This is a genomic window from Actinomadura sp. NPDC000600, assembly GCF_040492135.1.
GTDB lineage: Bacteria > Actinomycetota > Actinomycetes > Streptosporangiales > Streptosporangiaceae > Spirillospora.
The window spans coordinates 64,784-77,554 of the sequence record NZ_JBEUPD010000003.1 but is presented as its reverse complement, the minus strand read 5'-3'; the positions used below and the strand labels follow the sequence as shown (position 1 = coordinate 77,554).

Sequence of the window (12,771 nt, the reverse complement as noted above, 5' to 3'; positions counted from 1 at the left end):
TCGGCGCCGTCGTCCTTGGGCATCGACGAGGTGGGGGCGTCCTCCCGCGGGCGGGGCCGCGGCGGCGGGGGCGGGGGCAGCTTCTCCTCGGGCGCCGGGTTCTTGTTCGGGAAGATCATTTCGCAGACTTCGAGGTAGAGCTGCTCGGGATAGGGCAGGAAGGGCACGTTGGTGAGCGCCTGGTCCTGACCGGCGGACTCCAGGACGAACTCCCCGTAGCCGAGCATGCGGCCCGTGATCGTCCGCTTGAAGCTCATGTCGGTGACCTTGGCCAGCGGCATCATCGCGACCTTGCGGGTGATGAGGCCGGTGGTGAGCAGCATCCGCTGGTTGGTGATGACGAAGTAGTCGACGGACCACTCCGCGACCCGCCACACGAACCAGGCGAGCAGGATCAGCCAGCCCCACCAGACCCAGCTGAAGACCGCGCCGCCGCTCTCGGCGAGCGTCTGGCTCAGCATGCCGGCGAGGATGAGGCCGCCGAGCAGGAGCCCGACCGGGACCATCAGCACGGCGGGGTGCCGCCGCACAGTGATCACCTGGTTCTCGTGGGGGAGCAGGTACTTGTTGACGGATGCCGGCGCGGAGTCGCCGGGGGTCACGAGCCTCATGCCGGCCTCAGGCGAGCGAGTTGACGAAGGTGGCGAGGGAGTCGGCGGCCGACGAGATGCCGGACGCCGCGGTATCCACCGATCGGGCCGCGCTGTCCGGCTGCGTGATGACGTAGAACGCCACGAAAGCCGCGGCGGCCCACGTGATGTACTTCTTGGCCGGCACGGCTGCCTCCCGGAGCGTTGACCCACGGACCCCGGGTTCAGTTTCGCACAGCCCGCACCGGCGGCAAAGCAGCGCGTCGTCGCGCGGCACGGGCCCCCCGGCTAGGGTGCGTTGTCGAGCGACGAGCGGCGCGCCTTGCGTCGCTTCTCGGCCGCGACCGTCGCCAGCACCTCCAGGTGCCGGCGCGCGATCCGCTCGACGAGGGCGGGCGGCGCCGATCCGGTGACCTCCTCGGCGCCGTACCGCGCGGCGGAGACGCACCGCTCCACCGTGTCGGCGCCGTGGACCTCGCGGAACTCCTCGGTGAGCCTTTCCCCGATCTCGGTGTAGCGCGGCAGGTCGCCATCCCCTGGGTGAGCCATCATGTGTCCCCGAAGCTCGCTCGCGCCGCCCGGTCCGTAACGGTCCCCTGTGCCGGGACGGCGGAGGGGAACGCGCGCTCGCGTTCCGTAAGGGTGGTGGTACCCCCGCGCCGTCCGGAACGAACATCGCAGGTCACGTCGGGTCTCGGCGGGGCCGAGAGGCTCCGGCGGGCGGGTCAGACGACGCCGTAGAGCCGGTCCCCCGCGTCGCCCAGGCCCGGCATGATGAAGCCCTGCTCGTTGAGGTGGGAGTCGATCGCGGCCGTGACCACCTTGATGGGCGCCGAGATGTCGGAGAACGCCTGCTCCAGGTACTTCAGCCCCTCAGGGGCGGCGAGGAGGCAGAGCGCCGTGACGTCGTCGGCGCCGCGCTCGATCAGCAGCCGGATGGCGGCGGCGAGCGTTCCGCCGGTCGCGAGCATCGGGTCGAGGACGTAGCACTGCCGCCCGGACAGGTCGTCCGGCAGCCGCGTCGCGTAGGTCTCGGCCTGCAGGGTGCCCTCGTCGCGGACCATGCCGAGGAAGCCGACCTCGGCGGTGGGCAGCAGCCGCGTCATGCCGTCCAGCATCCCGAGGCCCGCGCGCAGGATCGGCACCACGAGCGGCTTCGGGCTCGCGAGCTGGACGCCCTGCGCCTGGACGAGCGGCGTCTGCACGGTGACCTCGGCGACCCTGACGTCGCGGGTCGCCTCGTAGGCGAGCAGGGTGACCAGTTCGTCGGCCAGCCGGCGGAACGTGGGGGAGTCGGTGCGGGCGTCCCGCAGCGTGGTGAGCTTGTGCGCGACGAGCGGGTGGTCGACGGCGAGGGTCTGCATGCGCTCACCGTAGCCCACCGGCCGGGGCGGTCCGGGGCCGCAGGATAGGACGCCGCTGAGCTGGGCAGGATGGCCATATGAACAGCGAGAGCGATCAGCAGCCGAGCGGCCGCTCTTGGGTCCGGGGCTCAGCCCCCGATCCGCCCGCGCCCACCTCGGCTCCCGGCTCAGAGCCCCCGTCCGCCGACCCCGCGGTGACCGAAGTCACAGGTGAGGACTCCCCGACGCGCCCCGGACCCCAGGGCGACATCTCCCCCGAGCAGGTGCGCGAGCACCTCCGCCGCAGGGCGGTCTTCCTGCGCGAACTGGCCGAGGCGCGCGAGCTGCGCCGCCGGGTGACCCCGCACCGCTCCCGGCGCGCGCGGATCCACGCGGCACTTCGCCGCCGCACGTTCCGCATCAATTGATCCAGATCGGTTAGGTTCATGCCGCCGGGCACCGGAATCCGGCGCTGACTCCCGGCATCACGGCCGGGTGCGGCGGCGAGTTTGGTGGTGGGGCACGCGAGTGCGCGCCGCATCTGCGACCATGCCCTGGCAGGAGACGTGCCGGTGGGGTGGAAATGACGGATGTGGACGCGACGGACTTCGCCGTCGTGGTGTACCGGGAAGACGAGGGCTGGGAGGCCGAGATCCTTCCGGTGGCGCTGACCGAGGACCTCGCGGGGCTGATCCATGCCCTGCGCCAGCAGCCGAGCCTCGGCGGCACGGTCGGCCTGGTCTCGGTCGGCGACGACTTCTTCGTCGCGATCCGCCTGCTCGGCGACGAGGTCATGGTGTTCCTGTCGGACGTCACCGCCTCGGTCGACTGGCCGCTCGCCGGCCAGGTGCTCGACTACCTGGACATCCCGATCCCCGACGAGGAGGAGCTCGACCAGGTCCTCCCGGTCGGCGACATGTCGATCTTCGCCGACCTCGGGCTGGACGAGATGGAGCTCGGCGCGATCTCCGGCGACCTGGAGCTCTACCCGGACGAGATGCTGCTCAGCATCGCCGGCCGCATCGGTTTCGCCCCCGCCTTCGAACGCGCCCTCGACACCATCTCCTAGCGGCCCCGACTCCGGTCGGGGCGGATCAGAGGTCCACTCCGGCCAGGTGGGCGTCGCCGTCGCCGGTGGGCTCGACGCCGTCCATGGCCCGTTGACCGCCGCCATCAGCCGGTTCGGCGTCGATCGCTGAGCGGTCAGCGGGGGAAGCCGTTGCGGCGGGCGTAGTCGTACAGGCCCGCCCAGTCGTCCCCGGTGTGGCTGTGCTGCGGGTCGAGGCAGCCGAGGCTGATCGGCCGCCTGGCGTCGTAGCGGGGCGCGTGCAGGTCGGGCGGGTCGCTGAAGTTCAGGACCTCGGCGATGTTGCGGGCCTCGGCGTCCCGCACGGTCAGCGGCTCCAGGCCCCAGCGCCACTCGATCGCCTTCAGGACGGACGTGTGGTCGTACACCTCGTGCGCGACGGCCCCGCGCCGCGCCCGCGGGGAGATCAGCAGGCACGGGACGCGGAAGCCGCGCAGCGCGGTGCCGAGGTCGGGCCGCGGGTCGGGGCCCTCCGGCGGCGGGACGTGGTCGAAGAACCCGCCCCACTCGTCGTAGTTGATCACGAAGAGGGTGCGGGGCCAGTTCGGCGAGGTGACGAGCGCCGTGTAGACCTCGTTGAGGAAGGCCTGACCGAAGCGGATGTCGGCGAGCGGGTGCTCGTCCTCGGACATGCCGGGCAGGAAGAGCTCGCCGAGGAAGGCGGGCTCGACGAAGCTGACCGCGGGCAGCCGCCCGTTGCGGGCGTCGTTCCGGAACTCCGCGATGTTCCGGCTGATGTCGAGGTGCCGCAGGCCCCACAGCGCGGTGAACGGGACGTCGCTGAAGTAGTACCGGCAGGAGACGCCCTTGGCCTTGAGGCGGTCCCAGACGGTGGTGGTCTCGGAGATCGTCAGCGCGTTGGAGATCCGGTCGGTCTGCCCGGCGTGCTGGAAGATCCGGTTGGGGAACGTGGACGACATGATCGCCGGGAAGTAGCGGTCGCAGACCGTCCAGTCGAGGGCGGCGTGCCCGTGGAAGCCGAGGTCGGGGCCCTCGTAGTAGCCGATGGAGAACACGTCGTTGTCGCCGGCGCGCAGCCATCCGTCGCACTCGCCGCCGTTGTACTCCGTCCTGCCGCCCTGGTAGGAGTGGTCGGGATCGTTGAAGCCGCAGCCCCACGGCACCTTCAGGTGGTGGGTGTCGTGCGCGTTGCCGTCGGCGTCGGTGAAGGTGAGCCCGGCCTGGCGGCCGTCCGCGCCGGGCAGCCAGCCCATGTAGTGGTCGAAGGACCGGTTCTCCATCATCACGACGACGATGTGGTCGATGCCGGACTCCTCCGGATCGGGAAGCTCGGCGATCGGGGCGCGCCTGGCGGCGGCCAGCTCCGCCGCGTGGGCCTGGGTGGACGAGCCCCCGGCGGCGCCCGCCGCGATGATCGCCGCGGCGCCCGCCGTCCCCGCCAGAAAACCGCGCCTGGTCAGTTCGTCCGCACCCATGGCACTCCTCCCGGGATGGCGATCGCTGAGCAGTATGCGGATTCGGGTGACGCTGGGGAAGAACGCCGGACGTCCGCCACCGGACGAGAACGCGAAGTTTATTCACAACCGTTTCCGGGCACCCGGCCGCCGATTCCCGTGCGCGGGGGGTGTGACCGGGTCGGCCGCCTGGGCCACAATGAGCACGTGTCCTACTTCGCCGCCGTGTTCGCGCAGACCCCCCAGGGCTGGGTCGGGACGGAGGCCGTGCTCGCAGAGGCGGAGAACGTCGACGACGTCGCCGACCTGATGCGGGAGGCCGCCTTCGAGTCCTCCGGAGATCCGGTCCTGCTGCTGGTCGAGCAGGACGACGACTGGTTCGCGATCGTCCGGCTCGACCGCGACGACGAGCCGCGCGCCTACATCTCCGCCGTCCGCGAGGACGGGCTCGGCTCCCTGTTCCAGCAGCTCGTCGGCGAGGTGCCGGAAGGCGACGCCGCCGGCGACGCCGACCTGCTGGAGGACTTCGACCTCGACGCCAAGCGGCTCGGCGAACTCGGCGAGCGCGCCCTCCCCGGCGACGCGCTCCTCACCGTCGCCGAGCATGCCGGGTTCGGCGAGGAGTTCGACCGCCTCCGTGACTGACGCGCGCGATCCGGTCGTCGAGCGGTTCCGTCCGGCGATGCTCCGGGCCCTGGAAGCGGCCCGGGAGGCCGCCGAGGACGGGGAGATCCCGGTCGGCGCCGTCGTCCTGGACGCGTCCGGCGAGATCATCGGAACGGGCCGCAACGAGCGCGAGCGGACCGCCGACCCCACCGGCCACGCGGAGATCGTCGCGATGCGGCGCGCGGCGGCGGCGCTCGGCGGGTGGCGGCTGTCCGGCTGCACGCTCGTCGTGACGCTGGAGCCGTGCACGATGTGCGCCGGGGCGTCCGTCCAGGCGCGGCTGGACCGCGTCGTCTACGGCGCGGTCGACCCGAAGGCGGGCGCGGTCGGGTCGCTGTGGGACGTCGTCCGCGACCGCCGGCTCAACCACCGCCCCGAGGTGATCGCCGAAGTCATGGCGGAGGAGTGCGCCGCCCCGCTAATCGAGTTCTTCGCGCGCCGCAGAGTCGGGTAGGCTCTCCCGCGGTGGTGTCGCCTAGTGGACGAGGGCGCACGCCTCGAAAGCGTGTGAAGGGCAACCTTCCGTGGGTTCGAATCCCACCACCACCGCCACGTTGGACTGGCAGGACGTCAGGGGCGGCACCCTCCCGGGGGTGCCGCCCCTGACGCGTCGGGCCCTGGACGCCGCGCCGCCGCTCGCGCGACCGCGCCCCCGAGAGATCTGGAACCCCGGGTGTCCGCTTCGGCCGCTCAGGGGTTGTCCACCCAGGCCTGCAGCCTTATCTCGCTGGTGTAGTTGGTCATGTAGTTGTACAGATGACCGTTATTTGCGTTGCACCAGACGGTCGCCGTTTCGAGGTACCCGGTGCGGGGAAGCGAGACGGAGCACTGCGCGAGCAGCCATTTGAGGTGGCTCGATTTGACGTAGAAGATGACGGCCGCCCCTCCTTCGCCGCCGTAGTTCCGAAACGTTCCGGCGACATTGCATCCGGAGTACTTGTCGCACGACCCACGGAATTCGATCGAAACGGTTCTGAACTTCGGCCGGTCCGGGATTGAAGGCCGCGGGGGGCGGGCGCCCGAGTTCCCGTTGGGAACGCCACCCGCCTCAGGGGGTGTTCCAGAGGACCCGGGAGCGGGCTTCTTCGTGATCCCTTCGAGCAGGTTCACGCCGGTGAGCTCATTGAAGCCGATGAGGGTCGTGATGATCGCGGCGACGATGCCCGTCCACGTGGCGATGCTGCGCTGGGGCTCGTCCAAACCATACCCCCGGAAGGAAAGAGAGCCATCCGCCGAGACGCACAACTCGAGCCGGTCCCCGCAGTATATTGTACCAAAAATTACGGCCTGGCCATATCGACCGCGGGATTTGTCCGAAAAGAAGATGTGTGCCCTTGCGGGCAGCGGCCAGGAAATTAGTACCTTGAGGATTAGTCGCCCTGGCGCGTTATTCGGCGAACTAAAGACGCCCCAGCCGTGCATGCCATGCCGGGGGATTCCGATCCAATACCACCGCCCACCGCAAAGGCCGCCGTCCCGCATTCGGGAGGGCGGCCTTTCTCCTTGCGGACGTGCCGGTGAACGACCTCAGCCGACCGTGACCAGGGCGACGCCCGCGACGGCGACGGCCATGCCGACGCGTTGGACGGCGCGCAGGCGTTCGCTGTAGGCGACTCTCGCCAGCAGGACGGTGATCGCCGGGTAGAGGGACGTGAGGACGGCCGCGAGGCTGAGCATGCCGCTGTGGACCGCGAGGAAGTACAGGACGTTCGCCCCGGCGTCCAGACTGCCGGACAGCAGCGCCAGCATGATCAGCGTCCGCCCGGTCAGCCTCGGGCCCGCGTTGGCGCCGCGGGCCGCCAGGAACAGCAGCGCCACGGCCACGATCGCGAGGTTGCCGAGGCGGGCGCCGACGATCGGCCAGAGCCCGGTGCCGTCCCCCGCCTCCTTCAGCAGGACGAAGAACACGCCGAAGCAGGTACCGGACAGACCGGCCATGACGGGGCCGGAGTCCAGCAGGCGGCGCCGCCCGCCCGTGCCCGCCGCTGTCGCCTCCTCGCCGTTCGCCTCCATGCTGACGAGGCCGATCGCGACGAGGCAGAGCAGGACGCCGAGCAGGACGGACGCGTCGAGCCGCTCGCCCTGGGCGACGCCCACCGCGACCGGGAGCACCGCCGCGGCCAGCGCCGACACGGGCGCCACCACGCTCATCGGGCCGCGCGCGAGGGCGCGGTAGAAGGCGATCAGCCCGCCGCCGCCGCTGAGCCCGGCCACGAAGCCCCAGGCCATCGGGCCCGGGCTCGGGTGCCCGCCGGTGAGCAGCGCCGACACCAGCACGACGCCGAGCCCGATCGGGACGCACCAGGTCAGCGCCCTGATCGCGGTCGAGCCGCGGGTCACGGTGCCGCCGAGGAAGTCGGCGACCCCGTAGGCGAGGGCGGCGGCCAGCGCGAGAACCGTGACCATCACCGTCCGCCGATCAGCCTGGTCTGGATCCGCACCCCGGGCGAGATCGCCCGCAGCCGCTCCGCGAGCCGGTCGCCGGCCTCGGCCAGCCTGTCCAGCGGGTACGGCTCAAGGCGTTCGAGCAGGAAGAGGCCGTTCTTGGTGTCCTCGGTCAGGCGCGTCCGGACGCACTGGCGCCAGTTCCAGCGCCGGCAGGTGACGCCTTGGTCGTCCCGCCAGACGACCTCGCCGGGGGTCGGGTGCTCGACCGCGGGCTCGCCCCCGGCGATCACGTCGAACGGCTCGTCGCCGGTGGCCCTGACCAGGCGCGCCGGGCCCTGGTAGGCGTCCAGGTCCTCGCCGCCGATGGGCAGCGCGTACTCGACGCTCACCGCGTTGTAGGCGTCCACGACCCGGTTGATGGACGGGAGGGCGTCGGCGCGGCGCAGCAGCGCGTCCACCGAGGGCCGGGTCCGCTGCGGTTTGGCGCCGAACGCCCGGTACGCCTCGCGCCACGCCTCGACGTGCGGGTCCCCCGCGTCCGCCGCTTGCGCGGCCTCGGCGAGCCACCCCTCACCGACCTCGTCGCTCGGACCGTTTCCGAGCCCCTCGGCGGTCATGACGAGCACGGCGAAGTCGGGACGCAGCTCCCGCACGGCCTCGTCCACCACGATCCGCTCCAGCATCCCGTTACTCCCCTCCGGACGGTCATTTGAGTGAACTCAAAAGTTCATCATACCGACCGAGGAGCGTCCCGGGGGACCCTCCCCCAACACGCGGACGCCGCCGGTTGTTCTCCTGGGCGCTCACTCGGGTTCGGGAAGCGCACGGACCAGGTCGAGCAGGCGCCGGACGTCCGGCAGGACGTCGTCGAGGCCGGCCTCGACGAGCGCGGCGGCCGCCCGGTCGAAGTAGGGCTGCCGGGCGGCGATGACGCGCTGGACGAGGTCCTCGCCATCCGGCGTGAGGGTGAGGTCGGTCCGGCGCCCGTCGTGGGGCGAGGGGCGGCGCTCGATCCACCCGGCGGCGGCGAGCCGGTCGGTGAGCCGGCTGGGATGGCCGGGGTCGGCGGCCATCCGGGCGCCGAGGTCGGCGATGGAGACCGGCTGCCCGTCGGCGATGATCAGCAGCGCCTCGGCCTGGACGGCGGTGACGCCGAGGGGGCGCAGCAGGTGGTTGAACCGCCGCTCGACCTCTCGCTGCGCGGTCTTCAGGGCCATGAGCAGTTCGAGTACGGGCTCCACGAGGGGAAGTCTATTGCTTTATGTGTCATGACATGCATAAGCTCGGCACCGACAAATATGTGTCATGACACAGAAATGGGTCTCGGATGTGCAGGATCAGGTTCTCCCGGACGCCGGCGTTCGACTTCGAGGCGCTGCGCGGGCTGTGGACCGCGGCCTACGACGGCGGCGAGGTCGGCGAGGTCGCCGCCGTCATGGCGCGGGTCCGCCGAGGCGACTTCGAGTCGTGGTACCGCGAGTGGTCGGCGATGGCGGACCGCGTCGCGGCGCGAGGACGGGCGTACGGCGAGCCCGTGTCCCGGGGCACCGCGATGCTCCGGGCCGCCAACTACTGGCGGCAGGCCGAGTTCTTCCTGGACGCGACGGACCCGCGCCGCGCCGCGGCCGCCACAGCCGGCAGCGACCTGTTCGACGCGGGGCTGGAGGCCCTCGGCACGGACGTGACCCGCGCCCGCATCCCCTACGACGGCGCCGACCTGGAGGCGCTGTTCATGGCCCCCGCCGACCCGGACGCCCGCACGGTGCTGGTCGTGCAGGGCGGTTTCGACTCCACGCTCGAGGAGTTGTACTTCATGATCGGCGCCGCGGCGGTGCGCCGCGGCCACTGCGTGCTGATGTTCACCGGCCCGGGACAAGGGTCGGCGCTGCGCGAGCACGGCATGCCGTTCACCGCCGAGTGGGAGCACCCCACCCGGGCCGTGCTCGACTGGCTGGGCGGGTTCGTAGAGGCCCGGCTCCTGGTCGGCGTCGGCATCAGCTTCGGCGGCCACCTCCTCGCCCGGGCCGCCGCGTTCGAACCGCGCTATGACGGTGTCGTCCTGTACGACTACTTCCCCGGCATGCTCACCGCGTTCCTGCACAACGTGCCCCGGCCGGTGCGCGGCGCGTTCCAGCGCATGCCTTGGTGGATGCGGCGCGCCGTCCCCCTGTACGGCAGGTTCGACGCCCAGGCCCGCTGGGGGATCGGCAACGCGCTCTGGACGTTCGGAGCCGCGACGCTGCCCGGCCTGATCGACGCGATGCGCCCCTTCGACGACCGCGACTGGGCCGGCGACATCACCGCGGACGGCCTCGTCCTGCTGGCCGAGCGCGAGCACTTCTACGACCCCGCGCTCGGCCACGACTTCGCGGCCCGGCTCACCGGCGCCCGCTCGGTACGGGTGCACACCTTCGCCGAGGCCGACGGCGGGCACCTGCACTGCCAGAACGGCGCCCTCCAGCAGGCCCACGAGGTGATCTTCGACTGGGTCCACGGCCTGGCCACCGGCGCGGTCCCCCGGCGCGCATGACCGCGCGAACCGGTACCGGTCCCTCTCCGCGGGTGCACATTCAGTGGTGAGCACCGAGACGGCGCATGTCCCCACCTGTGATGGTGGGATCGTTGGAGACGTCGGATCACGGGCCGTGCGCGGCCGTGCGGGCGGGAGGCCGGGGTTGAGTGGGCAGGAGACCGGGTCGGTCGGGCAGGAGGCGATCGGCGAGGCCGTGGCGCGGACGGTGCGCGCGCTGCGGGCCGGGCACGGATGGAGCCTGGACGAACTCGCCGGGCGCGCCGGGGTGAGCAAGGGCGTGCTGGTCGGCCTGGAGCAGGGCCGCGGCAACCCGAACCTGGGCACGCTCATCCGGATCTCCGACGCGCTCGGGGTGGCGCTGACCCGGCTCGTGCAGGTGGAGGAGGAGCCGCCGGTGCGGCTGTTCCGGCCGGAGCGGCACGTCGTCCTGTGGGAGGGCGAGCACGGCGGGACGGGGACGCTGCTGGCAGGCAGCGATCCGCGGCCGTCGCTGGAGCTGTGGAACTGGGCGCTCCAGCCCGGCGAGACGCGCGAGAGCGACGCCCATGTGCCGGGCACCAAGGAGATCGCGTACGTCCAGGAGGGCACGCTGACGCTGGGCGTGGACGGCCGCACGGACCTCGTCGAGGCGGGCAGCGCCGCCGTGTTCGCAGGCGACCGCCCCCACTCCTACGGCAACGCGGGAGAGAAGGAAGTCCGCTTCGTCCTGGCCGTCCTCGACCTCTGACCCCACCGCGACACGGCCGAGCGGGGTTCCGCTCCGTCTCGGCCGCCCTCGACCTCCCGTTCCCACCCCAACGTCGGCGAATGCGAACCACCGGCTCGGGGGTCAGGTGGGACGTTGGACCGACGTCGTGTCGCTTGTCAGGGGTGAGCCGTCCGCCGCCACGGGCAGGAGTTCGGGGACGCGGGCTCCGTCGCCGTCGACCAGGACCGAGTGCGCTTCGCCCGCCTTGAAGGCGTGGCGCTCGCCCCACTGTCGCAGCGTGACGATCACGGGGAAGAGGTCCTTGCCCGCGTCGGTGAGCGCGTAGAGCTTGCGCCTGCCCGACGGGGCGTCCACCTGGGTGAGCAGGCCGTGCGCGGTGAGCTTGCGGAGCCGGTCGGTGAGGATGTTGCGCGCGATGCCGGTGCGCTGCTGGAAGTCGGTGAACGAGCGGGCGCTGTCCATCGCGTCGCGGATGATCAGCAGGCTCCAGCGGTCGCCGACCAGGTCGACCGTGCGGGCGACGGGGCAGTTCGGGTCCGTCCACGCGGGGTCCTGCCCGTCAGCGGTGTCGCGCGCCATCACCCCTCCAATGAGTTGCGTATTGAAACCATACTGACCTACGCTCCGATCAGTTTCAAAATAAAACCAATTGGAGGTTTTCATGCCCTGGAGGACGAGGCTGCTGCTGGCGTCGGTGTGCGGTGTCGCCGTCGCGAGCGTCTACGCCGGACAGCCGGTACTCGGGCCGATGGGGCAAGACCTGGGCGTTCCGGTCGGCACGGTCGGCCGGCTCGTGGCCACCGGCCAGCTCGGCTACCTGGTGGGACTGGTGCTGCTGGTGCCGTTGGGCGACGTGTTCGACCGCAGACGCCTGATCGCCGCCCACCTCGCGTTGGTGGCCGCCGGGACGGCGATCACCGCGGCCGCCCCGTCCGCTTGGGCGGCGTACTCCGGTCTGGCCGCGGCGGGCGTGTTCGCGGTGGTGGTGCAGACCGCCGTCGCGTACACGGCGTCCGTCTCGCCGCCCGCAGAGCGCGGCCGCAACCTCGGCATCGTGACGTCGGGCGTGGTGATCGGCATCCTGGGCGCGCGCGTCGTCGCGGGCTTCCTCGCAGACCTGTGGGGATGGCGGAGCATCTACCTGGCCCTGGCGCTCCTCGCCGCCGTCCTCGCACTGCTCACCCTCGCGCTGCTGCCTGCGGACGTCCGCCCGGACGCGGCCCGTTACGGGCAGGTCCTCCGGTCCTTCGGGGGGCTCTTCGGGCAGCCGGTGTTCCTCAGCCGCGGGCTGATCGCGTTCTTCCTGTTCGCCTCGTTCGGCACCCTGTGGAGCGGCATGGCCCTGCCGCTGGCCGGTGCGCCGTGGCACCTCGGCGAAGCGCAGATCGGCCTTTTCGGCGTCGCCGGGCTCACCGGGGCGCTCGGTGCCGCCCGGTCGGGACGCTGGGGCGACGCCGGGCACGCACACCGTGTCACCGGCATCGCGCTCGCCCTCCTGATCGCCTCCTGGGCGGCGATCGGACAGCTCCCGTGGTCGCTGCCGCTGCTGGTCCTCGGCGTGATCCTGCTCGACTTCGCCGTCCAGGTCGTGCACGTGAGCAACCAGCACACGCTCGCCGCCGCCTACCCCGACCGCACCAGCACCACGATCGGGGCCTACATGGTCTTCTACTCGCTCGGCTCCGCCCTGGGAGCGGCCGCGACCACCGCCCTGTACGGCGCCACCGGCTGGACCGGCCCCACCGCCCTAGGCGCGGCACTCGCCCTCTGCGCCCTCGCCACCTGGGCAGCGTCCACCACCCTCAAGCCACGCCACACGCCCCCTCACCCCCAGCCCAGCCGTCCAGAAAGCAAAGAGGGCTCCCTACGGCCGGAGCGTGCATTTAGCCGCGACGTGCGCGCAGGCGAGGCGCGCGGAGAGACCGAACGCGCCTGCAGGCGCAACCCGTCGCGAAGGCGGAGCACGCATGGAGGCAGGCGCGCGTGAAGGCTGGGCGCGCGTGAAGGCAGGCGCGACGGGAACCCGCAGGTACTGGGGCT

General features: G+C 71.8%; 16 protein-coding genes, 1 tRNA gene and 1 pseudogene. 8 read left to right on the top strand and 10 right to left on the bottom strand.

The window, feature by feature from the left end; all coding sequences use genetic code 11:
• Positions 1 to 101: 101 nt before the first annotated feature.
• The 4 genes and pseudogenes from ABWI07_RS05535 to upp all read right to left on the bottom strand — a co-directional run.
• Positions 102 to 611: pseudogene (locus tag ABWI07_RS05535) on the bottom strand (PH domain-containing protein); the annotation flags it as partial.
• 7 nt (positions 612 to 618) lie between these two features.
• Positions 619 to 777, bottom strand: a complete 159-nt coding sequence (locus tag ABWI07_RS05530; protein ID WP_200842246.1) for a hypothetical protein — start codon at positions 775 to 777, stop codon at positions 619 to 621.
• A 101-nt stretch (positions 778 to 878) separates the two neighbouring features.
• The gene (locus ABWI07_RS05525; protein ID WP_149262865.1) at positions 879 to 1,139 is read right to left on the bottom strand and encodes a hypothetical protein; all 261 of its coding nucleotides are present in this window, start codon (positions 1,137 to 1,139) and stop codon (positions 879 to 881) included.
• Positions 1,140 to 1,315: 176 nt separating this feature from the next.
• Positions 1,316 to 1,954, bottom strand: coding sequence for a uracil phosphoribosyltransferase (gene upp / locus ABWI07_RS05520; protein ID WP_149262864.1), 639 nt, complete (start codon positions 1,952 to 1,954; stop codon positions 1,316 to 1,318).
• A gap of 194 nt (positions 1,955 to 2,148) precedes the next feature.
• Between upp and ABWI07_RS05515 the strand changes: the two genes are divergently transcribed.
• Together ABWI07_RS05515 and ABWI07_RS05510 are read left to right on the top strand one after the other, a co-directional pair.
• Positions 2,149 to 2,361, top strand: coding sequence for a hypothetical protein (locus ABWI07_RS05515; RefSeq protein WP_149262863.1), 213 nt, complete (start codon positions 2,149 to 2,151; stop codon positions 2,359 to 2,361).
• A 155-nt stretch (positions 2,362 to 2,516) separates the two neighbouring features.
• Positions 2,517 to 3,002 carry a tRNA adenosine deaminase-associated protein gene (locus tag ABWI07_RS05510; protein ID WP_149262862.1) on the top strand — a complete coding sequence of 162 codons (486 nt, stop codon included), beginning with the start codon at positions 2,517 to 2,519 and terminating at the stop codon, positions 3,000 to 3,002.
• A 134-nt stretch (positions 3,003 to 3,136) separates the two neighbouring features.
• Here ABWI07_RS05510 and ABWI07_RS05505 read toward each other — a convergent pair whose 3' ends face one another.
• Positions 3,137 to 4,456, bottom strand: a complete 1,320-nt coding sequence (locus ABWI07_RS05505) for an alkaline phosphatase family protein (RefSeq protein WP_353817807.1) — start codon at positions 4,454 to 4,456, stop codon at positions 3,137 to 3,139.
• A gap of 186 nt (positions 4,457 to 4,642) precedes the next feature.
• Between ABWI07_RS05505 and ABWI07_RS05500 the strand changes: the two genes are divergently transcribed.
• The 3 genes from ABWI07_RS05500 (at position 4,643) to ABWI07_RS05490 (ending at position 5,653) form a co-directional block, all read left to right on the top strand.
• The gene (locus ABWI07_RS05500; protein ID WP_149262860.1) at positions 4,643 to 5,080 is read left to right on the top strand and encodes a tRNA adenosine deaminase-associated protein; all 438 of its coding nucleotides are present in this window, start codon (positions 4,643 to 4,645) and stop codon (positions 5,078 to 5,080) included.
• Between the two features lie 37 nt (positions 5,081 to 5,117).
• On the top strand, positions 5,118 to 5,555 hold the full coding sequence (tadA, locus tag ABWI07_RS05495) for a tRNA adenosine(34) deaminase TadA (RefSeq protein WP_200842255.1): 438 nt from the start codon (positions 5,118 to 5,120) through the stop codon (positions 5,553 to 5,555).
• Positions 5,556 to 5,565: 10 nt separating this feature from the next.
• A tRNA-Ser gene (locus ABWI07_RS05490) sits at positions 5,566 to 5,653 on the top strand.
• Positions 5,654 to 5,791: 138 nt separating this feature from the next.
• Here the strand turns inward: ABWI07_RS05490 and ABWI07_RS05485 are convergent.
• From ABWI07_RS05485 to ABWI07_RS05470, 4 genes are all read right to left on the bottom strand, one after another.
• Positions 5,792 to 6,301 carry a hypothetical protein gene (locus tag ABWI07_RS05485; RefSeq protein WP_149262858.1) on the bottom strand — a complete coding sequence of 170 codons (510 nt, stop codon included), beginning with the start codon at positions 6,299 to 6,301 and terminating at the stop codon, positions 5,792 to 5,794.
• 327 nt (positions 6,302 to 6,628) lie between these two features.
• The gene (locus tag ABWI07_RS05480; protein WP_353817806.1) at positions 6,629 to 7,507 is read right to left on the bottom strand and encodes an EamA family transporter; all 879 of its coding nucleotides are present in this window, start codon (positions 7,505 to 7,507) and stop codon (positions 6,629 to 6,631) included.
• Positions 7,507 to 8,172, bottom strand: a complete 666-nt coding sequence (locus tag ABWI07_RS05475; RefSeq protein ID WP_149262856.1) for a B3/B4 domain-containing protein — start codon at positions 8,170 to 8,172, stop codon at positions 7,507 to 7,509. The genes ABWI07_RS05480 and ABWI07_RS05475 overlap by 1 nt, the downstream gene beginning before the upstream one ends.
• 120 nt (positions 8,173 to 8,292) lie before the next feature.
• On the bottom strand, positions 8,293 to 8,730 hold the full coding sequence (locus ABWI07_RS05470; RefSeq protein ID WP_149262855.1) for a MarR family winged helix-turn-helix transcriptional regulator: 438 nt from the start codon (positions 8,728 to 8,730) through the stop codon (positions 8,293 to 8,295).
• A gap of 86 nt (positions 8,731 to 8,816) precedes the next feature.
• Here ABWI07_RS05470 and ABWI07_RS05465 point away from each other — a divergent pair, with 86 nt between their 5' ends.
• Together ABWI07_RS05465 and ABWI07_RS05460 are read left to right on the top strand one after the other, a co-directional pair.
• Positions 8,817 to 10,019: an alpha/beta hydrolase gene (locus ABWI07_RS05465; protein ID WP_353817805.1), complete on the top strand. Its 1,203-nt coding sequence runs from the start codon at positions 8,817 to 8,819 to the stop codon at positions 10,017 to 10,019.
• A 145-nt stretch (positions 10,020 to 10,164) separates the two neighbouring features.
• On the top strand, positions 10,165 to 10,749 hold the full coding sequence (locus tag ABWI07_RS05460; protein ID WP_149262853.1) for a helix-turn-helix domain-containing protein: 585 nt from the start codon (positions 10,165 to 10,167) through the stop codon (positions 10,747 to 10,749).
• Between the two features lie 102 nt (positions 10,750 to 10,851).
• Here ABWI07_RS05460 and ABWI07_RS05455 read toward each other — a convergent pair whose 3' ends face one another.
• Positions 10,852 to 11,310, bottom strand: a complete 459-nt coding sequence (locus tag ABWI07_RS05455; protein WP_353817804.1) for a winged helix-turn-helix transcriptional regulator — start codon at positions 11,308 to 11,310, stop codon at positions 10,852 to 10,854.
• Between the two features lie 82 nt (positions 11,311 to 11,392).
• On the opposite strand from ABWI07_RS05455, the gene ABWI07_RS05450 reads away from it, so the two are divergent.
• Positions 11,393 to 12,718, top strand: a complete 1,326-nt coding sequence (locus ABWI07_RS05450; RefSeq protein ID WP_353817803.1) for an MFS transporter — start codon at positions 11,393 to 11,395, stop codon at positions 12,716 to 12,718.
• The last annotated feature ends 53 nt before the right edge of the window (positions 12,719 to 12,771 follow it).